The sequence below is a fragment of the Limnoglobus roseus genome (assembly GCF_008254045.1).
Lineage (GTDB): Bacteria > Planctomycetota > Planctomycetia > Gemmatales > Gemmataceae > Limnoglobus > Limnoglobus roseus.
The window spans coordinates 8,082,926-8,104,415 of sequence record NZ_CP042425.1 but is presented as its reverse complement, the minus strand read 5'-3'; the positions used below and the strand labels follow the sequence as shown (position 1 = coordinate 8,104,415).

Annotated in this window: 17 protein-coding genes; 10 read left to right on the top strand and 7 right to left on the bottom strand. The window is 64.3% G+C overall.

Annotated features, from left to right (window positions below; translation table 11 throughout):
* Nucleotides 1-62 precede the first annotated feature (62 nt).
* The 6 genes from PX52LOC_RS34730 to PX52LOC_RS34705 are packed head-to-tail and all read left to right on the top strand — an operon-like array spanning nucleotide 63 to nucleotide 3,528.
* Nucleotides 63-587, top strand: coding sequence for a DUF2752 domain-containing protein (locus PX52LOC_RS34730; RefSeq protein ID WP_149114383.1), 525 nt, complete (start codon nucleotides 63-65; stop codon nucleotides 585-587).
* Between the two features lie 20 nt (nucleotides 588-607).
* Entirely contained in the window at nucleotides 608-1,276 is a 669-nt protein-coding gene (locus tag PX52LOC_RS34725; protein WP_149114382.1) for a hypothetical protein, read from the top strand.
* 53 nt (nucleotides 1,277-1,329) lie between these two features.
* On the top strand, nucleotides 1,330-1,848 hold the full coding sequence (locus tag PX52LOC_RS34720; protein WP_149114381.1) for a 4Fe-4S binding protein: 519 nt from the start codon (nucleotides 1,330-1,332) through the stop codon (nucleotides 1,846-1,848).
* Complete coding sequence (locus tag PX52LOC_RS43645; RefSeq protein ID WP_149114380.1) at nucleotides 1,845-2,384, top strand: NADH-quinone oxidoreductase subunit A; 540 nt, start codon at nucleotides 1,845-1,847, stop codon at nucleotides 2,382-2,384. The genes PX52LOC_RS34720 and PX52LOC_RS43645 overlap by 4 nt, the downstream gene beginning before the upstream one ends.
* Nucleotides 2,384-3,004 (top strand): NADH-quinone oxidoreductase subunit B, encoded by a 621-nt coding sequence (locus PX52LOC_RS34710; protein ID WP_149114379.1) that lies wholly within the window; start codon nucleotides 2,384-2,386, stop codon nucleotides 3,002-3,004. The genes PX52LOC_RS43645 and PX52LOC_RS34710 overlap by 1 nt, the downstream gene beginning before the upstream one ends.
* An 8-nt stretch (nucleotides 3,005-3,012) precedes the next feature.
* Nucleotides 3,013-3,528 (top strand): NADH-quinone oxidoreductase subunit C, encoded by a 516-nt coding sequence (locus PX52LOC_RS34705; RefSeq protein ID WP_149114378.1) that lies wholly within the window; start codon nucleotides 3,013-3,015, stop codon nucleotides 3,526-3,528.
* Here PX52LOC_RS34705 and PX52LOC_RS34700 read toward each other — a convergent pair.
* Complete coding sequence (locus PX52LOC_RS34700) at nucleotides 3,525-4,454, bottom strand: sugar phosphate isomerase/epimerase family protein (protein WP_149114377.1); 930 nt, start codon at nucleotides 4,452-4,454, stop codon at nucleotides 3,525-3,527. The genes PX52LOC_RS34705 and PX52LOC_RS34700 overlap by 4 nt on opposite strands.
* 58 nt (nucleotides 4,455-4,512) lie before the next feature.
* Nucleotides 4,513-5,502 (bottom strand): hypothetical protein, encoded by a 990-nt coding sequence (locus PX52LOC_RS34695; protein ID WP_149114376.1) that lies wholly within the window; start codon nucleotides 5,500-5,502, stop codon nucleotides 4,513-4,515.
* 269 nt (nucleotides 5,503-5,771) lie between these two features.
* Between PX52LOC_RS34695 and PX52LOC_RS34690 the strand changes: the two genes are divergently transcribed.
* Together PX52LOC_RS34690 and kbl are read left to right on the top strand one after the other, a co-directional pair.
* Complete coding sequence (locus PX52LOC_RS34690; protein WP_168219392.1) at nucleotides 5,772-6,560, top strand: DedA family protein; 789 nt, start codon at nucleotides 5,772-5,774, stop codon at nucleotides 6,558-6,560.
* A gap of 14 nt (nucleotides 6,561-6,574) precedes the next feature.
* Nucleotides 6,575-7,765 (top strand): glycine C-acetyltransferase, encoded by a 1,191-nt coding sequence (gene kbl, locus PX52LOC_RS34685; RefSeq protein WP_149114374.1) that lies wholly within the window; start codon nucleotides 6,575-6,577, stop codon nucleotides 7,763-7,765.
* A gap of 48 nt (nucleotides 7,766-7,813) precedes the next feature.
* Here the strand turns inward: kbl and PX52LOC_RS34680 are convergent, their stop codons facing one another.
* Nucleotides 7,814-8,989, bottom strand: coding sequence for a sugar phosphate isomerase/epimerase family protein (locus tag PX52LOC_RS34680; RefSeq protein WP_149114373.1), 1,176 nt, complete (start codon nucleotides 8,987-8,989; stop codon nucleotides 7,814-7,816).
* Nucleotides 8,990-9,665: 676 nt separating this feature from the next.
* Here PX52LOC_RS34680 and PX52LOC_RS34670 point away from each other — a divergent pair.
* The gene (locus tag PX52LOC_RS34670) at nucleotides 9,666-11,936 is read left to right on the top strand and encodes a TonB-dependent receptor (protein WP_149114371.1); all 2,271 of its coding nucleotides are present in this window, start codon (nucleotides 9,666-9,668) and stop codon (nucleotides 11,934-11,936) included.
* 71 nt (nucleotides 11,937-12,007) lie between these two features.
* On the opposite strand, the gene PX52LOC_RS34665 is transcribed toward PX52LOC_RS34670, so the two are convergent.
* The 3 genes from PX52LOC_RS34665 to tssK are packed head-to-tail and all read right to left on the bottom strand — an operon-like array spanning nucleotide 12,008 to nucleotide 15,840.
* Nucleotides 12,008-13,669 (bottom strand): type VI secretion protein IcmF/TssM N-terminal domain-containing protein, encoded by a 1,662-nt coding sequence (locus PX52LOC_RS34665; RefSeq protein WP_149114370.1) that lies wholly within the window; start codon nucleotides 13,667-13,669, stop codon nucleotides 12,008-12,010.
* A gap of 16 nt (nucleotides 13,670-13,685) precedes the next feature.
* Nucleotides 13,686-14,360, bottom strand: coding sequence for a DotU family type IV/VI secretion system protein (locus PX52LOC_RS34660; protein WP_168219390.1), 675 nt, complete (start codon nucleotides 14,358-14,360; stop codon nucleotides 13,686-13,688).
* A 43-nt stretch (nucleotides 14,361-14,403) separates the two neighbouring features.
* Nucleotides 14,404-15,840 (bottom strand): type VI secretion system baseplate subunit TssK, encoded by a 1,437-nt coding sequence (gene tssK, locus PX52LOC_RS34655; protein ID WP_149114368.1) that lies wholly within the window; start codon nucleotides 15,838-15,840, stop codon nucleotides 14,404-14,406.
* A 292-nt stretch (nucleotides 15,841-16,132) separates the two neighbouring features.
* Here tssK and PX52LOC_RS41795 point away from each other — a divergent pair, with 292 nt between their 5' ends.
* Complete coding sequence (locus PX52LOC_RS41795) at nucleotides 16,133-17,182, top strand: hypothetical protein (protein ID WP_178132591.1); 1,050 nt, start codon at nucleotides 16,133-16,135, stop codon at nucleotides 17,180-17,182.
* Between the two features lie 88 nt (nucleotides 17,183-17,270).
* Here PX52LOC_RS41795 and PX52LOC_RS34645 read toward each other — a convergent pair whose 3' ends face one another.
* A complete protein-coding gene (locus tag PX52LOC_RS34645; RefSeq protein ID WP_149114367.1) occupies nucleotides 17,271-21,428 on the bottom strand; it encodes a PVC-type heme-binding CxxCH protein in 4,158 nt (1,385 codons plus the stop codon).
* Between the last annotated feature and the right edge of the window lie 62 nt (nucleotides 21,429-21,490).

Genomic DNA, 21,490 nt, shown 5'->3' with positions numbered 1-21,490 from the left:
AATTTGGAAACATTCTCGCGAGTGGCCGAACTCGCCTTGATTCTCCCAACACCGAGGCTATCGTGCCCGATCAAGAACCAGGTGCCGTGTCACCCAACCCGCCGATCGTTCGGCCGGTGCAGTGGCGGCACGAGGAACACCTGTGGGTTCCCGCGACCGAGCGAATCGGCCGGTTCGCCCGGGTGCTCCTGGCCATTATGGCCTTCGGCTTCCTGACGGTCCTCGGCATCGCGGCGTGGCTACACCCGTATTCCGAGGACGGCACGCCGCTGAGTCAGGCGACGCATACGCAGTTGGGCATGCCGCCGTGCAACATGATGGTGATGTACGGCAAACCGTGCCCGTCGTGCGGCATGACCACGAGTTTCGCCCTCCTGGCTCACGCCGACGTGTGGAATTCGTTGAAGGCGAACTGGGTCGGCACGCTGCTGGCCGTGTTTTGGTTGGGCCTGATCCCGTGGGGGTTGTACGGGGCGGTCCGCGGCCGACTGTTGTGGGTGCGGAACGGGGAAATGTTCCTCACCTTCGCGGTCGGCGTGATCCTCGTGCTGATGATCGCGCGGTGGGTCTGGGTTCTGGTGTTCTGACCATCCTGGGGGGTTCACGGATGAACCAGTCTTTGCTGTGGCTCCGCCGCGGCTGCGTCATGGCGATTCTTCTGTTGGCCGGGGCCGGGTGCGATCCGGCGTCGCTCAGCTACTTCCTCTTCCGGGGCGACCAGCGCGCCCCGGCCGAGGCGAAGGCGTTTGAGCCGAAGAAGGACAAACGCGAAGTCGTGGTCGCCGTGCTCGTGAACTCGCCCGTCGGCAGCCTGGAATTCGCCGGGCTGGACCGCGACATCACGTCGGCGATGGTCCGCATGTTCGACGAGCAGACGAAGGACAAGAAGCCGCACGTCACGGTCGTCAACCAGACGAAGCTCGACCGATACAAGGCGTCGCACCCGAGCTGGCGGTCGATGAACGCCGCCGACATCGGCAAGGAACTCGGGGCCGAGTACACCCTGGAAATGACGATCACGGCCTTCAACCTGTACGAACCGGGGACGGGCCGGAACATGTACATGGGCCAGTCGAGCGCGACCGTCGTCGTCCACGAAACGGCGACCGGCGACGAGTTCGCCCAGTACTTCGTCGATGCCCCGCTTGAGTCCAAGCCGGCCGATAGCATGCCCGCCGGCCAGTACAAGACGGAGCTTGTGAAGAAGTTGGCCCTCCGCACGAGTTGGAAGCACATCCCGCACGTGACCGATCAGCGGATCTCGGGCGTCCAGTAGTCGATTTGTTGGTAGAATCATCGGCGTGCTCGCTCGCACGAGAGGAGACGCCGATGATTCACTGGCTTCGCAACGTCGGCCGCGCGACATCGACTCTCGCGTCCAGCATGTTCGTGACCCTCTCGACCTTCCTCCAGACCTATCGCCGCAAGCCGTTCACCACGTCGTTCGCGTACCCGGAACAGCCTGTTCCGATCCGCCCGCGGTACCGCGGCTACCACCGCTTCGACCTGACGACCTGCATCGGCTGTGACAAGTGCGCCCGCGCGTGCCCGGTCGATTGCATTTACATCGACAAGGAGAAGGCCCCGCCGCCCGCGAAGGGGTTCATGGTGACGGGCTTCAAGATCGACTACACGAAGTGCATGTTCTGTGCGCTCTGTGTGGACCCGTGCCCGGTCGATTGCATCTTCATGGGGTCGAACCACGACATCAGTTGCTACACCCGCGACGGCTGCGTCGTCGATTACGCCAAACTGCCGCTCGCGGTGGCGTGGGGGCAGGACACGCTCAACCCGACCGCCGTCCACGAGTCGAAGAAGATCAGCCTGCCCGTGTGGACGAAGGTATGACCGCACTCGTCGTTTGCCTGCTCGTGTTCGTGACCGTCGGCGCGATGTTGCTGTCGGCGAACCTCGTCGTCGGCTGGTTCGTGCGGCCGGACAAGCCGACGGCCGAGAAGGGCGAGGCCTACGAGTGCGGCGAAGAGCCGGTCGGCCCGGCGTGGGTGCAGTTCGATCTGCGATTTTACGTCGTGGCCCTGCTGTTCGTGATCTTCGACGTGGAAATCGCGTTCTTCTTCCCGTGGGCCGTCGTCTTCGGCAGCGCGAACCAACTGGCCGACCCATCCCTAAGTGAGCCGCAACGGGTGGAGATCGCCAACCGTCTCACACCGGGTCAATTGCGACTGCCGGACGCAGCGGCGGCCCAGGCGTTTGCGCAGTTCGCGTTCTTCGAGATGCTGGTCTTCTTCGCCATCCTGCTTGTCGGCTTCGCCTACCTCTGGAAGCGTGGCGACCTGGAATGGGTCCGGAGCCTGGAATCGCACGAGCCGGTATCCGTCGCTGAAACCGCACGAGTTCCACACGTCGAATCGGAGGTCGTTTGATGCCCCCACTCCTCGGCAACCGGTTCGAAGACGGCTTCGTCGTCACCAGTCTCGACAGCGCCATCAATTGGGCGCGCGAGTCGTCGCTGTGGCCGATGACGTTCGGCCTCGCGTGCTGCGCCATCGAGATGATGGCCGTCGGCGGGCCACGGTACGACATCGACCGCTTCGGGGCCGGAGCGTTCCGGGCGACGCCGCGGCAGGCGGACTTGATGGTCGTGGCCGGCACCGTCAACCTGAAGATGGCCGAGCGCGTGCGGCGACTGTACAACCAGATGCCCGACCCGAAGTTCGTGATCGCGATGGGCGCCTGCACCTGCGGCGGCGGGCCGTACTACAAGTACGGCTACAACGTCGTGAAGGGCGTGGACCTCGTCGTGCCGGTGGACGTTTACGTGCCCGGCTGCCCGCCGCGACCGGAGGCGTTGCTCGAAGGTCTGATGCGGGTGCAGGACAAGATTCGCACGATGAAAACGATCGCCAAGGAACCGACCGCGGACCCACTGCTTGTGCCGACACGCACCGGCCGCGTGCAGTTGCCGGACGAGTACGGCACGCCGGAGAAGACGCTGGAAGCGCAAAAGGCTCAGAAGGAACAGGCGAAACCTGCGAAGGCGTGAGGGGTGAGATGACATCTGCGGACGTTCATGCGCTGCTGCTTCAACAGTTTCCCGGCACGGTTTCGGCCGGCGAGCCGACGACTGTTGAAGTCGTCGCGTTGGTCGAGGTCTGTCGCTTTCTCCGCGATGACCCACGACTGCGGTTCGACCTGTTGAATAACATCTCTGGCGTGGACTATCTGGAGACGGACGCCAAGAAGGTCGCGAAGGCCGGCTTCGAACCGCACTTGGAAGTCGTGTACCACCTGTCGAGCGTCGCGTTCCCCGGCCGACGGTTCACTCTGAAGGTGATCCTCCCGCGATGGAAGGACGGCGTGACGGGAGAACTGCCCGAAGTGCCGACGGTCAGCCACCTATGGCGGACGGCCGACTGGCACGAACGCGAGGTGTACGACCTCGTCGGCATCCGCTTCACCGGCCACCCCGACCCGAGGCGTATCCTGATGGCCGACGACTGGGTCGGCCACCCGCTTCGGAAAGACTTCGAGTACCCGCTAGAGTACCACGACATCCGCTGTCGTTAGCCGAACGCCTTGCGCAGCAACTCCAGACTCTTCGGCACGGCCGTTCGTGCGTCTTCCTTGCCCTCGAATTCGAGCGAGACGTAGCCCTTGTAGTTGGCCTTCCGCATGATCTTCGCGATGCGGTCGTAGTCGAGGTCGAGCGTGTACCACGTGCCGCCGCCGTAGTACGTTTTCGTTTGAAGGAGCACCGTCTTCGGGGCGAGCTTCTCCAACTTGTCGTAGGGGTCTTCGAGGAAGTTGCCCGTGTCGAGGGTCACTTGCAGCCACGGCGACTTGATCGCGTCCACGATCCGCAGGACGCCCTCCGGCGTGCGGCCGAGGCCCCAGTGGTTTTCGAGGCCGAGTGTCACGCCGCACTTCTCGGCCGTTTTCAGACACGCGGTCAGACTGTCGATGGCCCAACCGAAGCCTTCTTCCTCGGTGTGGCCCGCGGTCGGCGGCTCGATGCCCTTGTTCTTCATCAGTTCATCGAAGTTCTTGCTCGTCTCCCACCTGCCGGTATTCACCCGCATCGTGGGGATGCCCATCTTGTAGGCGAGTTCGATCTGCTTGATCGTCAGGTCCACGTTCTTCTGGCGCGTCTCCTTCGACGCCGAGAGGAACCCCTGGTGCGTCGAGAATCCGCACAACGACAAGCCGTTGACGAAGGCGTGTCTCTTGATCTTTTGCAGAGTGCCGTCCGACTCGTCGGTCATCTGCCGGTGCAGAATCTCCACGGCGTCGAAGCCCATCTCGGCCGCGAGGTCGATGCACTTCTCGATGCTGCGGAGGTCGGCGTTCTTGAACTGCCAGAACGAGTAGGTCGAGACGCCGATGGGGTTCCGCACCTTCGGCTTCGTGTCTGCGGCGTTTGCGACCGACGGGTGACTTGCGGCCGCGAGGCCGGCGGCCGAGGCGGCGAGAAACGAGCGACGATTCAGAGGCATCCGAACTACTCCCCGGGGTGAAAGAAAAGAACCGCCGGGGGAGCGGCGGTTCTGCGGGTTACTGGATGACGATGCTCAGCCCGGCCGCGTCGGACGGGATGGTGGCCGTCTCGGACTTCTCGCCCAGTTTCCAGGCGAAGCTGTCCGGCAACGACAGCGACACCAGCGACTTGGCCGGCACCTGCGTCGCCTTACCGTCGATCTGGAGTTCGAGCGGGTGGTCGGTGTAGTTGTAAAGACTGACCGTCTGGTTCCCGGCCGACCGCCGACCCTCGACGGGGATTACGCGGACTTTCGGTGCGTCCACTGGCGTGTACTTCGATTCCGAGACGTTCGGCAACGTCAGAGGGGGAAGCGTAGGGATGTCCAGCTTCTTTGGTGGTTGCTCGCCGGTCACCGGCAGGATCAGCGTTGGGATGTCCTGCTTGGGCGGCGTTTCGACTTTCGGCGATGGCACGTCAACCTTCGGTAGCGTCAGGTCGATCTTCGGGGCCAACTCCTTCGGCGGTTCTTCCTTCTTCGGCAGCGTTAGGTCGATCTTCGGAGTCAATTCCTTCGGCGGTTCGTCCTTCTTCGGCTTCGCCGGGGTTACGTCGATGGGCGGCATGGTCAGCGGGGCGGGCGCAGGCACCGGAGCGGGTTCCGGTGTCTTCGGCTTGGGCTTCTCGACCGGCGTCTCGGGGACGGCCGGGGAGGGGATCGCCAACTCGCCCTTCGGCGGTTCCACCTTCTCGACCTTCGGCTTGTCCGGCATCGGCTCGGCGGCCGCAGCCGGGCTGACGGTCTTCGGTTGCGGGGCTTCGGTCTTCTCCATCACCTTCGGCGGGTTGAGCGGGGTCGGCGGCGGGTTCATTGCCGGCGGGCAATCCGCGAGCCGGGCCGGAATCGGAGCGGGGCAAACGCACGGATCGACCGGCAGAACGTAGACCGGGACTGGGTGGCCGACCCAGTGGACTGGCGGGCAATACGGGCGGTTGAAGAACGCTAGCGTCATGCCGGGGACGATGAGCAGTCCGGCGGTCGCGAGGAGCGTGCGGCGGCGGTTCATGGTGTGGATTCCTTTCACGCAACGGGAGTAGTCATTACTGTATGGGTTGTACCGACCGGCGAAGACCCCGCAAGGTTTCGCGGACCGGCACAGTGTACCGGAAGGGCGGCCGCGGTGCGAAGGGGTTTCAGGATTTGAGTGGTGGGGAACGCGCCAGAAGCCCTTCCCGAACTCTTCGCGATGTGGGATACTCTCGGCCGAAAGAAGTGCCCGAACGCCCGGCACTTCCTAACTTAGACTGGACCGCGACATTCTGTAGGGAGCCACGGATGGGGGATTTCTTCGCTCGATTCTGGGACATCCTCTTAACGATCATCGACCCGCGGAACCTCTCCGACCCGGAGAAGTTCAAGACGGCCCTCAACCAACCGGGCGTGTTCTGGGCCGCGTTCGCCGCCGTGTGCGTCATCGTCTTCACGGAAACCGGCCTGCTCATCGGCTTCCTGCTACCGGGCGATTCGCTGCTAGTGGTGTTGGGTCTTGTCGCGAGTCCGAAACTCGCGAACTGGGACATCGGCCTTCTAATGGCCGCCCTTAGCGTCGCTGCTATCATCGGCGACACGGTCGGATACGGCATCGGTGCGAAGGCAGGCGGGGCGTTATTTAACCGCCCAGACAGCCGGTTTTTCAAGCAGGAATACCTCACCACTGCCCGCGAATTCTTCGAGCGGCACGGCGGCAAGTCGATTATCTTCGCTCGCTTCATGCCGATCGTGCGGACGTTCGTGCCGGTCGTCGCCGGGGCGGCGAAGATGAACTACCGCAAGTTCCTCGTGTTCAACGTCGTCGGCGGCATCGCCTGGGTCGTGAGCATGTTGCTCTTCGGCTACTTCGTGATCGACTTGGCCGACCCGATCTTCCAAAAGGCTCTCGGCAAGCCCGAATTCACCTGGGCGAAGAACATCGACATCTTGGCCGCGACCGTAATTCTCGTTTCGATCGCCCCGCTGCTCTGGAAGGGCTGGCGGGAGTGGCGGAAGCGGAAGGCTCTGGCCACCGCACCCGCCGCCGTCGCGCAACCTCTCGACCTTCACCCGGAAAAAAAAACACTCCTCTGAGCCGAGACCCTGTGATGCCGTCTGCGAAATTGACTGAGTACCTTCGCGACCAACTGGCCGACCTGAAGGCGAAGGGCTTGTACAAGGCCGAGCGGCGGATCGAGACGCCGCAGAAATCGACGATCACCGTCAACGGGCGGGAGGTCATCAACTTCTGCGCGAACAACTACCTCGGCCTCGCCAACCATCCGCAAGTGGTGGAGGCCGCGGAGAAGGGCTTGAAGGAGTGGGGTTACGGTCTGTCGTCGGTCCGCTTCATCTGTGGGACGCAGTCCATCCACCGTCAGTGCGAACAGCAGATCGCGAAGTTCTTCGGCAAGGGCGACAGCATTCTGTACATCTCTTGCTTCGACGCGAACGGTGGCCTCTTCGAACCGCTGCTGTCGGACCAGGATGCGATTCTGTCGGACGAACTCAATCACGCCAGCATCATCGACGGCGTGCGGCTCTGCAAGGCCCAACGCTTCCGCTACAAGCACAGCGACATGGCCGACCTGAAGGCGAAGCTCGAAGAGGCGAAGAACTGCCGCTTCAAGATGATCTTCACCGACAGTGTCTTCAGCATGGACGGCGACCTGGCGAAGCTGCCGGAGATTTGCGATCTCGCCGACCAGTACGACGCCATCGTGGCCATCGACGACTGCCACGGCACCGGCCACCTCGGGGCGAACGGCCGCGGCGGGGCGGAAGAACTCGGCGTGCTGGACCGCATCGACATCATCACCGGCACGCTCGGCAAAACGCTCGGCGGGGCCAGCGGCGGCTTCACGGCGGCGTCCGCCGAGATCGTCGATTGGCTGAAGAACCGTTCGCGGCCGTACCTGTTCAGCAACAGTGTGCCTCCGTCCCTTGTCGCCGCCGGCATGAAGGCAATCGAGTTGGTCGAGACGAGTGGCGAACTGCGAACGAAGAGTAAGTCGAACACAAAGCGAATGCGGAGCGGCCTGGAGGCGGCCGGCTTTACGATCAAGCCCGGCCCAACGCCCATCCTGCCGGTGATGCTCGGCGACGCCGCGGTCGCGTCGAAGATGGCCGACGAACTCCTCACCCGTGGCATCTACGTCATCGGCTTCAGCTTTCCCGTTGTGCCGCACGGCCAAGCCCGCATTCGGCTGCAAGTGTCGGCGGCCCACACCGAGGAACAGATCGACGCGGCGATCGCGGCGTTTACGGAGGTGGGGAAGAAGTTGGGCGTGTTGAAGTGATCGTGTAGCGAAGCGGAGCGCGGGGTCAGCCGCGCTCCGCCAGAATGGTTACCCCTTCAGCATCTCGTCGTGCTTCATCCCGCTCGGCGGCAGGTCGGCCTTGCGGCAGTTTGCGAGGGCGGCCTTCGCGCCGGCGAGTTGGTCGGCGTCGTTGTCCTCCCACTCGATGCTCACCGCCCCGTCGAAGCCGACGCGGTTCAACTCGATGAAGATGTCCTCCAGGCTGTTCGCGTCGCGGGCGGTGCCGGCCGTGACGAAGTTCCAGCCGTTGGCCCAGTGGCCCATGTTGCGGTGGCCACCGAGCCGACCCGCCCGGCAGTGCTCGCGGGCCACCCACACGCCCTTGACGTGGGCACAGTGGATGTACTCCGGGTACTCGCGGATGAAGTCGATCACGCTGACGTTCTGCCATTCCATATGCGAGCCGTCGAGGTTGAAGCCGACCGTGCCCTCGAACCCGGCCTTGTTCATGTAGTTGATGTAATCGCCGGCGCTCTCGATGTCGCCCATCGCGCGTTCCGACGGGTGGCACTCCAAGTCGAACGTCACCCCGTACTCCTTGCACATCTTCCAGACCGGGCCGAATCGCTCGACGAGCAGTTCCAGCGACAGTTCGCGAACGTCCGGCAGCTTGTAACCTTCGATCTCGCCGGGGAGGGGCGGGAACAGGAACCAGTGGCTCCAGCAGTTGGCCGGGCTGCCGACGAACCCCGGCAGTGCGACCTTGCGGCCTTGCAACTTGCTCAGGTGCCCGGCGTATCGCACGCACGCTTCCAGGTCTTTCTTCGCCTCGGCGTGGATGAGTTTGCCGACTTCCTCTGGCACGAAGTACGGGTCGGTCCGTGGCGGGTTCTTGCAGCTCGCCCGCCACGCCTTGTACGCGGCCTTCGCCTCGCCCTTGCCGCTACAGAAGTTCAGCGTCTTGGCGCTCGGCTCGTCGCCGAGGACTTGCCCTTGCAGGTGCGTGGCGACGGTGAAGATTTCGAGGCCGTGCTTCTTGGCCAACTCGACCCGTTCCTTGGCGTAGGCGGCCGCCCCTTCGTCGGTGTCGCATCTACGGAGGTCGAGTTCCCACGACGCTTCTTCCCAGCCGTCGAAGCCGCTCTCTTGCAGGAAGGGAATCCATTTCGCCTCGGGCACGTTGCCGAACTGTCCGCGGACGAGGCCGATTTGGTGGAAACTGCCTTTGCCGTTCTTGTGCGTGGAAGTCTGATGAAAGCCCATGAGCCGCCTCGGAAAGGGGGAAGAGGTAAGAGAACGTGACGGAAGTTTACGGGCGGGGAAAGGGGTTTCAAGAAAAGCCGACTCTCGCCCGAGAGCGATCGGATTGTTACCCGAAGCCGCTCGGCATAAGCGGTCGCACACGATAGGAGTTCCCACTCGGCGAAAATGTCCCAAGAATCCCATCCATTCATTTTTCGACTCAAATCCTCGAACGCCTGGGGGGTTGGGGGATTGTTCTGATTGTGCCGTCTACGCGGAATTCGCCGATTACTCCACATCTAACAATTTGTTTGAACTTTTTGGCTTTAACGACCCGATTAACCGAGTAAGTCACGGCGGCATCATCGCGTCCGGGGGATTATTCATGAAACGGTTCCAGTGGAACGTCGTCGCGGGTTGCATCGGACTCGGAGGACTACTCGGTGCAAATGCCGTGTTAGGACAGTCCCCGGCCGACTTGCCCCGATCACCGGCGAACTTGACTGCGCTTCCGGCCGTGGTGCCGATCGATCTGCCGAAATCGCCCCAGGGGGTTCTCATCCCCGCGCAACTTAATATTCCCGAAACGGGTGGGGGGACAACTCCGACGGCCCCGGCACCTGCTCCGGCACCCGCCGCGGCACCGGCCCCGGCACCCGCCGCGGCCTCCCCGCCCGCAGGGGGGAGCTCCAGCGTCGTGAACATCAACGCGGAAGCTGCTCCGGGGCAACAGGCCCCCGCCGTCTCCGCGGCCGGCGGCCAGCAACCGGCCCAGGCGTTGAACGCCCCGGACCTGTCCGGCCTGCTCAGTAAGTCGGACCAGGCGTCCGGCGTTGAGGTGTCCCGGCGGAACGCGATCGTGAGCGACCCCCGCCTCCGGGGCTTGCGGAACGGCCAATACTACGCCCTCGGCGACGGCGTGCCGTACTTCCCCGGCCGCCTCGACCTCGACACCCCGGTGTCGAAGTTCTACCCGGCCCAGATCCGCGACGTGCAAGTCATCCGCGGCCCGTACACCACCCTCCTCGGGCCGGCGTTCGGGTACATCAACATCAACACTCTGAACACTCCGCGGGCGCAAGCCGGGTCCACCGGGACCGAGTACCACGGGTCGACGGCCCTCGGCTACCAGGTAAACGGCAGTCAGTACAACGGCCTGCAGGTCGTGAGTGCCGCCGGCTCGGACTGGGGCTTCCGTGGTAGTTACAACGTCCTCCAGGGGAGCGACTACCACGCCGGCAACGGGATCGTGGTCCCGTCCAGCTACCAGGCGAATAACTTCAGCGCGGGCCTCGGCTTCGACCTCCGCGACGACTTGTCGATTGAAATCAAGGCGATCCGCAGCTTCCAGAACAACCTCGAGTTCCCCGGCCTGTACTTCGACGTCGACACCGCCGACACCGAGGCGTATAGCACGCGAATCCTGGCCCGCAACTTCGGGCCGTTCGACCAGGCCACGGCCGACCTCTGGTACAACACCACCGCGTCCAGCGGCAACACCAAGAGCGGGTCGAAGCAGGCGTTCGTCAACCGATTGCTCAACAACGCCTTCAACCAGCCGTTCATCACCCCGGCCGGGACCATTCCGGGGGGCGGGTATCAGCTTTACGACCAGTCCACGACCCGGTTCGGCGAGCGGTCCATCGGGTACCGGCTTGCCGGGCAGTGGGGGAATTTGAAGGACGAACTCACCGTCACCCTCGGGACCGACCTGAACGTCTTCGGCCAGGGATTGACGGAAAACATCCAGATCCTTCAAGGCCCGCAACCGGCCGGGTTGCCGCCGATCCCAACGTCCGACGGTTCGCGGACCCTCGTTCAAACCCAGTCGATCCCGAATTCGGAGAGTGTGAACCCCGGTCTGTTCCTTGAAAGTTTCCTCCCGATCGGCGAGTCCATCAAACTCAAGTCGGGTGCTCGCATCGACGGCGTGCGGACGACCAGCGACCCGCGGCTCATCACCGGGAACATCGACTTGTTCGGGCAGGCACAAGGGGTCCCCGGGTCGAACCGATTGACGGTAGACCCGAGCATTTACTCGACCGACCCGGCAGCGGCCCAGCGGGGTCTGAGCCGCGAGTTCCTCTTGCTCGCCGCGTTCGCGACGATGGACTACAAGGTGTCGGACACGACCACCCTGTTCCTCGGCTACGGCTATTCGGAACGCGCCCCGACGCTGACCGAACTGTACTCGTCCGGGCCGTTCATCGGTGTGCTGCAACAGGGCACGAGCCGCTTGATCGGCGACCCGAACCTGTCGAAGGAGCGGCTGAACCAGTTCGACGTGGGCCTGCGGTACGACACAGAATACCTGAAGGCCGGCGTGAGCGGCTTCTACGCCCTCATCAACGACTACATCACGTACGACGCGAACCAAACGTCCGGCGGCCTGACGCAGGTTGTTTTCTCGAACACGGACCTGGCCACCCTGGCCGGGACGGAAATGTACCTCCAGGCCAACGTCACCCGCTGGCTCTCGCCGTTCGCCACCCTCAGTTACGTGCAGGGGATTGACCAGACCCACGTGGACAATCGGCGAAATACACCCTCCCCGAACGGCTCCCTCGTGACCAGCAGTCGCCGCAAGGATCCCGTGACCGGGGCGTTCGCGACCGAGACGGAACCGTTGCCGCAAATGCCGCCGATGGAAACCCGCCTCGGGATTCGGATCCACGGCACGCAAGACATCCCGAAGTGGCAGATCGAGTTCGCCGCCCGCATCGTGAACGGCCAGAACGCCGTCGCGACGAGCCTCGGCGAGTTCACGACCCCTGGGTTCACGACCTTCGACATCCGCGGTTTCTGGCAGGTGCGGAAGAACTTCCTGGTTACCGCTGGCGTCGAAAACATCGGCAACAAACTGTACCGCGAACACCTTGACCCGATCGCAGCGAACATCCTGACCGGTGCGCCGGCCCTGTACCGCCCGGGGACGAACTTCTTCCTCAACACGCAGTTGACCTATTGAGGTCGTTCGAACGCGAACGAGCCGCCCGAAGGATCGGGCGGCTCGTTGGTTTCCCACCGATCGAGTCGCGATCACGTCTTGAAGAATTGCAAGTAAACGACCCCGCCCGAGATCGCCAGAAGGAGTACCGCCGCGATGTACAGCAGGCCCGTCCACTGCGAGTACGCACGGTCCTCGCTCACCGCTTCGGCCGACCAACTGACCGCGCTCTGGGCTTCCACCATGCGCTGGAACACGCCGGGCACGAAGGCCTGGTGCTTCTCGTCGCGGCCGGTCGCGGCGAGGTAGCAGCCGGCGACCAGCGGCAGGGCTGCCACCGTGTCGCCCGGCAAGGCCGTGGCCTCAACCGGCAGGCCGCGTGACAAGATGCGGGCGAGGCGCGGCCCGCGGACGAACAGATCGTGCAAGAACTGGAAGAGCTTCTGGTTGAACCCGGGGATGAAGGTGGTCGCGCGGCGGGCTTCCGGCGGCCACTCCAGCCGCAGGAACTTCATCACCCACGCGGCCAGCACGTTCAACCGAATCCAATCGGCCACCTGTTCCATCACCGCGGGCACATCCTCGGCCGGGCGGTCGGGGACCAGCGGCAACCGCTGACCGATCCGCTGCTTGAGCATCTCCTTCGAGACCTTCGAGAACCCCAGACGGAATTCGTCGAAGCCGTCGGCCTGTTCCAGGTCGCACACCAGAACGAAGTGCGAGTACCGCTGGCGGAAGGTCGCCCGGGCAACGGACAGGTCGGCCGACAGGACGCTCAGGGCGGTCCGGCAGGTTTCGTCGGAGTCGAGTGCCCCCCACGGCAGCAGGACCATCATGCCGTTCAGCGGGCACCACGGGCGGCGGTCCTGCACGATCAACCGACACAGGTACGCCAGTCGCCGCGGGCCGACGCTGAGGGTCTCGTTCGAGAGCGACACGCGGCGGATGCCGCCCGCCTTGGTCGTCTGGATCATGTCGCCGAGTTCCCGCAACCGGGCGTCTTCCTCGGCGGTGAGCGGCCGGTCACTCTGCGTTTGCAGCAGGCGGTAGAACTCTTCCTGCACCTTCTCGTCCACGCCCTGCAACGCCTGCCCCGGCGTGATGGTCTTGCCCGCGTCCGTCGAGTCCCCCGCGTCGAGTACGCCGCTCACCTCGGGCGACGTCAAGGCCGTGACGAACGCCCCCCACGTCGAGCACCCGGCGCAACAGACGTAGATGGCGTCGGGGCTGGCGAAGACGCGGAGCGGCGAATCCACGGCCAGGGGCGCGCGGACCAATTCTCGCTTGCCGGCGGCCAGGAACAGCGCGTCGTCGCCGGACGACGGGTGGCCGACGATCAGGTACAGCGGCGCGTCGCCGAGCGCGATGCCGGCCTGGGTCAGTTTGCGGGTCGCGTCGGCCCACGCCGCCGCGATGTCCGGGTACTCGGCCGCGTCGCCGCGGTTGAACAACTTCCACCAGAAGTAGCCGAGCCAACTCAGGACGTAAATCAGCACGAAGATGAGCGGCAGGTAGACCTTCTGGACGTCCACCGTGGCCTTCGACTTCAACAACTTCTGGATGAAGGGCCAGTGGTTGTTCAGCCAGTACAGCCCGTACAGGATCGAGCCGAGGGCAATGACGTGGACGAGAAACTTGACCCACCGTGGCCACGACCGGAAGTCGGCCGCCTCCGCGAACATCGGGAGGACCAGACCGACGCTACTGCGAATCCCGTTGACGAAGGCGACGAACAGTTGGATAAGGGTTTGCATCGCGACCCGAGGGAGGTTAGTCGGTGGAAAGATATTTCGCGAGAACGGCCGAGCCGACGAAAATGGCGAGCGCCACGATGAGCAAGAGCACGCGGCCGGCCGCGCGGAAGCGGTCGCGGCCGCGCAGGGCCGGGACGTTCGTTTTGAGACCCAACTCGGCGGGGAGCGCCAACTCGCGCTTGCGGTTCTGCATCACCTTGTTCCGCGCCTCTTCCACCCACTGGGGCGGGCTGAGGGTGGACGGGGCCCCGCGGAACCCCAGCATGACACACCACAAGAACGGCTCGACGGCTTCGGCCGCCGGCCGCTGAATGGCCAACCCGGCCTGGACCCAGAACCGCCACGCCCGCTCTTGACCGCCGCCGTAAATCTGGGCCTCCAGCGACTTCTCCTGCCACCGGCGGGACCAATCGGTGTTTGCTTGGGACACGTCGTTGATGAAGATCTCGTCGAGCCAACAGGCCAGCGCGTACCGCACCCCGAGGAAGTCGGTGTTCTCCGGCACGACCGGCCGGAGCACGCGGTCGCCGTATTCGGGGTGGCCGCCGACCCCGGCGTTGGCCCAGAGCATTTGAATCAACCGGGCGTTCTCGGCGTCGAGCAGAACATTCTCGCTCCGGAGCACCCGGCCCTTCAGGTTCAGCCCGTAGTCGATCACTTCCAAAACGTGGCCGGTGAGGTCGTTGCCCATGGGGTCTTGCATCCAGAGAGTGCGGTTGCCGCCGGGGGCGCGGCTACGCCTTCGGAACGACGTACAGTGTGAACCGGAGGATCGGTTGCTTGTTGGGAACGCCCTTCAAGCAGACTTCCCGCTTCCCTTCGAGGTCGCCGGCTAACAGTCGTTCGTTCAGCCGGATCGCGACCTTTCGGCTCGTCTGCACGAGCGGCCACTCGTCGGGGTTCCGCGCGATGGAAAAGAACGTGTCCTTGTTCGTTTGCGGCAGCACCTTCGGCGGGTCGGCGACGTACCGGAAGTCCATCCCGCGGTGGCCCTTCGAGTACACGGTCTCGACCCGGTCGACGCCGGCCACAGACTCTGGCGACGCGATCTTCATGTTCATCTGCCCGCTCGTCAGCAGGGAGATGACTTCCCCCCGCGCCAGGTTCGACTCCACGCCCACGAACATCAACCACTTGTCCGCCAGCCATGGTTCGTCCATCGTGACTCGCATCTGGAGCCCGTGGCCGCTGAACGCCCGTTGGTAGAACTCCTGGTTGGCCCCGATCATGTTCAACAGTTGGTCTAGAATCCGCTTCAACTCGAAGAACCCGTTGGCGAGGTCGTCGTGGTCGTAGTCCACCAGTTCCGGGCACGAGCGGTCCGGGCCGAAAATCGCCAACTGCCCGACCAACCGGGACAACTCCGTGAACGCGACGAGCGGGTGCAGGCCGTCGGTCCGGGCCAGCAACCGGCTGACGGACGCCGCCTGGTTGAGCATGTGAACCTGCTCGAGCATCAGGCGGGCTTTCGAGTCGGTCTCGTGGAAGTTGATTTCCCGGTCCCGCACCGTCCCGCCGAGGTCTCGCACCTTCGCCCCGATCTTGTAGTAGATCGGCTGGAGGATCTCGCTGCGGAGTTCCGGCCACGCTTCGGTCGCCAGAACCGGCGGGATGAAGGCACGGTCCAGGATGGGTGCTGTCTCCCCCTGGAGCGACCGCGTGAGGCGGGCGATGGGGAGCGTCTCGTATCCGGCCGTGTCCTGGCCCGTGAGTAAGAGGGCCAGGTTCAGGCGGCGGAATTGGAGCGGCCGTTCGTTCTTACCGTCGTTCTCGTCCGGCACGCGGCCGTCGGTCTCGACGCGGAACCGCTTGTCCACCTCATTCGTCCCGCCCACGTTGCTGCGGCCGACTTCCAGCGTCGGCACGGCCAACAAGACTTCCACGAGGTCTTGCTGGTCGAAGGCGTTCCGCAGGTTGATTTCGCCCAGGTTGCAGTCCTGCGGGACGCGGACGATCGCCCCGTCCCGCATCCGGGCCTGGAGGGAGTGGACGACGAACGAGTAGGTCTTGAGGGCGTTCTGGTCGATGTCGATGCGGCGGATGCCCCAGTTGTACGGCGAATCCCACCGGCTCGACTGCCGGGTGTAGTCCGTCCAGAACCGGTCCGACGCCTGGAAGTGGTGCGGACGGAGGAACATCCCCTCGTGCCAGTACACTGGTAGTGTGCGCATGGTCTGTCCCGGCCCTCGCGGTCGGCGTCCGTTTTGTAGGTATACCCGATCCCCGTCCGAGGGTGAAGGGTTTCACCGGGGAGTTCGCAAACTGACGTTCGGGACAATTCCGTTTCGTATCATGGTAGCAATTGCGGCGGATAATTACTCTTCCGCGTGGGGATTTCCCCGGTGCCCCGCCCCTAAGGGGGCGAGGGCTTTGACTGGAATACGAGTCGGGCGGGCGGGCGGTTTGGTCGGCCCTCCCCGATCATGCCACATTCATGGCGTGCCGAACTTACTGAGCCTCGACATGACCGAACAGGATTGGCTGACGGGTACGCAACCCGACGACATGCTCGCCCACGTCGAGCCGCGGTTCACCCCGAGACGGTGGCGGCTCCTGGCCGCGGCGTTCCTCCGCCGCCGGTGGGACGTGATCCCGGAAGGGAAGTTGCGCGACGCTGTCGAGTTCGTCGAACGGCAGGCGGAAACCTTGACGCCGGCGATGGCCGAGAAGTGGGTGGCCGACCTGGACGACGGCCTGCCCGCCCTCCTCGCCCGGGTGCGGACGGAAACCGAAGACCTCGTTCGGCCGGCGATGATCGGCGACGTCGACGAACCCGTCCTGACGCGGCCGAACCAGATCGCCCCGGCGTTCCCGCTCTTCGTCGCCGCCGGCCGGTACGCGGTGCAAGCCGTCTCGCTGGCGGAACAACCGGTCGAACTAGCGGTGGCAGCTGTGCGAACCCTGTTCGCGGACCCGAACCGCGAAACTACCCTGCGCACCGCGAGCGGGATTGAAGACGCCCTGCTCGCCCGGGCGAACTGTGCGCGGGCGGCGTCCACGGCCCTGCGGTTGAAACAGCAGGGGGACGAACTCGCCGACTTGTCGGCGGGGGCGAAGAACAAGCGGCTCGAAATCGCCAAGGCCGAGGAGATCGTCCGCCGGACCGACGAACAGGGGCAGACGCGGGGGTTGGAAGACGAGGACGTGGCCGACCGGGCCGTCCGGAAAGCCCTGGGGCGGTTCCTCCACGAACTGGTCGGCAACCCGTTCGGCGACTACCGCTTCGAGGACGCCTGGCGGACCGACACCGTGATCGGCTTGGCGAAGGGGATTGACGACGAGCGGGCCTTCGATCGAATGCCGATCCTCGCCGACGCACTGCTGGACGCCGATTGCGATTCGGAGGCGGTCTTGCGGCACCTACGCGGGACGGAGAAGCACACCACCGAGAAGGCCAGCCACGCCCGCGGGTGCTGGGTACTCGATCGCATCCTGCGGCCGAACGACGTGCTGTTCGGTGCCCCGCCGCCACCACCGCCCAAACCGAAGGCGACGCGGAAGAAGAAAGCCTGAAGGGGTGAACGGGTGACACGGTGAAGGGGTGAGAAGACTTGGTTTCTTCACCCCTTCACCGTGTCACCCGTTCACCCCTTCATCTTCCTTAAGGTGTCTCGATGGTCACGGCCATCACGACCGGGGCCGTGCTATCCGCCCCCTTCACCAACTCGATGCTCTTGATCGCGTCCGGCCGCTTCGGCGACACGCTCAGGTAGCGGATCTGCTGCCCTCGCAGCGGGAACGCGAACTGACTCTCCGGCACGTCCACGCGGCGAATGTAGTCGGCCACGTGAACGCCGTTCTTCAACTCGTGGTCCTCCGACTTGCCGTCGGCGTAGTTCAGGCGGACGATCAAGCTCACGCTGCCCTTTTCGCCGTAAGGGGACGCCCATCCCGCCACCCCGGACAGCAGGTGGATCGCCTTAGCGGGCGTGTTACAGGGTAGCGTCACGCTCTTCGGCATCTTCGGCGGGATGTTGCCGCTGGTGCTGTAGAGCAGGATCGCGTTCTTCTGCTTGTCGCCGTTCGGGTCCACGAGGTAGAACGGCACCTTGTTGAACTCCTTCGGCTTCCAGTCCTTGAAGATCAGCCGCTCGGCGTCGTCGTCCTCGCTGTTGAACATTCCCTTGGTGCTGACGACCGTCGCGAACTTGTCGAGCGGGATCGGCACGAACTTGCCCTTCTGTGTCAGGAACTCCAACAGGTCCACGAACTCCTCCGGCTTGATCGTCTTTTCGAAGCCCTCGGGCATCAGCGACTTCGGCGACTCCTTCAGCGTTTCGAGGTCATCACGGATCAGGGCGTGCCGCTTGTTCTCGGCGTCGATCAATTCTACGCTCGTCTTCGTCTCCGACGCGAGCAGCCCGGTAACGGTGCGGCCGTCGAGCAGGTTGGCGGTGTACGCCTTATAGTTGCCCTCGACGCTGCGGGACGGGTCCAGGACGTGGATGAGGATTTCTTCCTTCGGGTGAATGCCGAAGCCGGTCAGGTCCGGGCCGATGGTGTTCCCCTCACCGCCGTGCTTGTGGCACTTCGCGCACTGCGCGACGAAGACTTTCTTCCCCGACCCCACGTCGCCCGTCTTGGCGAGCAACGGCTTCATGTCCTCGATCACCTTCTGCCGATTGGCGTCCGGCAACCCGCCGCCCATTGCGAGTAGTTTCTTGGCCCGCTCGGCGATTTCCTTCACCGGGTGCGAGGCCAGCGCCGTCTTCTGATCGAGGGCGAGTAAGTCGAAGCGGAGTTCCCCCTTCTCGACGGAATCGAGGAACGCCTTCGCCGACTCTTGGCGGCCGAGGACGACTTGGAGCGCGATCGGCCGCACCGTCGGCGACAGATCCTTCAACTTCGCGACGACCGCGGGGCCGATGTTCTTCGCCTGGCTCTTCGCGAGGGTTTCGAAGATGCTGGCCGCGAATGCCGCGGACGACTTCGGCGTGACGGCCGCGACGAGTTTGGCCGCCGCGTCGTCGCTGTCCGGTTGGAACTCGATGATCTGCCGTGCCGCCTCCGACCGCGATTCATCCCCGGCCTTTTCATCCGCGAGCGTGGCGAACAGCCCCTTCGAAAGTTCCGCCAGTTGCGCGTCCAATCCCCTCACGCCCCACGCCGACGAGAGTTTCAACAGCCGACCGCGGGCCGTGGGGGATACCTTGCCGAGCAAGCTGCCGAGCGCCTTATGGGCGTCCGCCGTCAACTCAGTCTCCGAGCGGCCGGCCGAACCCGCCGACAAGCCGTTCACGATGGCCCCGGCCACGTCGGCCGACTTCGCGCCGTCGAGTGCGAGCAGCAGCTGGCTGACGCCCTTGCCCTTCGCGGTCGAGGCGTAGTGCTTCGCCACGAATTCCACGACGCGAAGATCGGCCGCCGAGAGGGCGGGCTTCGCGGTCACGGCAGTCAAGAAGTGGATGTCGTGGACGGCCGCGGCGATGGTGAGGGCTTGAGACAACGCGGGGTCGTCGTAGGTCGTGGCATCGCCCAAGGCCGTGGCCAACAGTTGACCGAGTTCCGCGGAAGGTTGTTCATCCGCGATCCGCAGGAACGCTTGAAGCCGTTCGGGCAGTGAGTTACTCTTCAGTCGCTCACGTTCCAGGGCGACTTTGCCCTCGATCACCTTCAGGTTTTCAACGCTCTTGCCCGACTCGACGAGCAACCGTTGGGCGTGCAACCGCCAAGCGAGGTTGTGGTGCTTCAGCGTTTCGGCGAGTTGTTCCGGAGTGGCGTCCTTGAGGTTCACCCGCGGTTCCGGCTTCGCCTTGGTGTAGACGACGCGGTAGATGCGGCCGTACTTCTTATCGCGGAGCGGGATCTCGTAGGCGTTCCCCTTACCGGTCTTATACCCTTGCGGCGTCGGGTTGTGTTGGACGATGATGTTGTACCAGTCGATCACCCAGACGTGTCCGTCCGGGCCGACGCGGGCGTCGATGGGTGCGGCCCAGTCGTCGCGGCTGGCGCACAGGTTCCAACCGTAGCGTGCGGTATAGCTGCTCCCGTTGGGTTGCAGCACCATCGCGGCCGTCAGGTGGCCGGTCGGCTCGGAGATGAACGCGACCTTGTTCCAGTATTCCGGCGGGTAGGTGCGGGCGGTGTAGACCTCGCACCCGGCCCCGGCGGTGAACCCGCCGTGCCAGTCGACTTGCCGGTAGTCCTTCACGACCGGCTCGACGTGGTTGTCGTAGGCGATGTTCTGAAGGGCCCCCGGCGTCAAGCCGCGAACCTTCTCGAAATAGCGGTTCGGGATCGTCAGGTGAACGAGCGGGCAATTGTTGGCCGTGCTGCCGAAGAGTTCGCCCTTCTCGTTGAAGCCGACGCCCCAACTGTTGTTGTTCGTCGAGCGGAGGAATTCGAGCTTACTCACCTTCAGGCCGGCGGCCGCTTTCTCGATCTTCATGCGGTACAGGCCCTGGCCGAACTTCACCTTCTCGTCGTTGACGGTGCCGTTGAAGCCGCTGTACCCGCACATGCCGTAGACCCAGTTGTCGAACCCGTAGCGGAGGTTGCTCGGCCCGGCGTGCGTGTCGTTGGTGCCCCAGCCGGTGAACAGCACTTGCCTCACGTCGGCCTTGCCGTCGCCGTCGGTGTCCTTCAGGAACAGCGTGTGCGGGGCCTGGTGAACGAGCAGGCCGCCGTGGACGTTGAGGATGCTCGTCGGGATGCTCAGTTTCTCGGCGAACGTCGTCACCGTGTCGCAGACGCCGTCACCGTCGGTGTCCTCGCAGACCACGATCTTGTCGCGGCCCTCGCCCTCCGGCTTCATCTCGTTCGGGTAGTCGTAGGTGATCGACAGCCACAACCGGCCGCGCTCGTCCCAGCACATCGCGATCGGCTTGCCGCCGCCGAGTTTCTCTTCCGTCACGAACGGCTTCATCTCGAAGTCCACCGGCGTGACGTAGTTCTTCACCGACTCCTCGGCCGGCAGCGGCTTCTGCATCGTCTTGATCGGCTCGCCTTGCGTGCCCCACTTCTTGCTGTCCGTGTAGTACGGCAGCGTCGCGGGCTGGAACTCGAACGGCTTCGCGTCCTTCGCGAACTCGGTCATCTTCGGCCGATCGACGTAAACGGTGGCCTCGTCCAACCCCTTGTTGCACGCCCACCGGGTGCCGCGTTCGACGAGGGCGATGAAGCCCGGGTGACTCCAGGTGCGTTGGTCATGGCCCCAGGCGGTGTAGAAGACGCGGCCCTGGCCCTGCGTGCGGACCCACGTCCACGGCTCCTTCACGCCGTCGGCCGTGCGGACTTCGAGGACGGTGCGGTCCTTCTCGTTGTGCTTGAAGTGCGTGTACGTCTCGTCCCACGATTCGAACGACTGAAAGCCCTTCATGATCGGGTGGTCCGGGGCCACGTCCGTGACGCGGAAGACGCCGGTCGTGTGGCTGCGGAACTGCGCCCCGACCAGGTCGATGTACGGCTGGCTCTTGATGAAGCAGTAACTCGCGCAGTGCAGCGGGATGAACCCCTTGCCGCTCTCGACGTACGCGATCAACGCCTTCTCGTTCTCCGGCTGCCAGTCGGTGTGGTTCGCGAAGATCATCAGCCCGTCGTACTTGTTCAGCGTCGACAGGTTCAAGTCCGACACCTTTTCGGTGTAGGTCAGCGTGACGTTCCGCTTCGCCAACTCGGGCTGCACCTGCCGGAAGCGGGCGGCCGGCAGGTGGTGCCCCCCGTCACCGAGGAAGAGGATGTTCAGTGGAGGTGGGTCCGCCGCGGTGGAGAAGACCGAGAGCAACAGCACGGCCAAGAGGGGGAGAAGTCGCTTAAACATGGGGAGAACCTCGACGAAGAGATGCGGTTCCAATATAGCTTAGAAGAATTGAAGACGGGCGG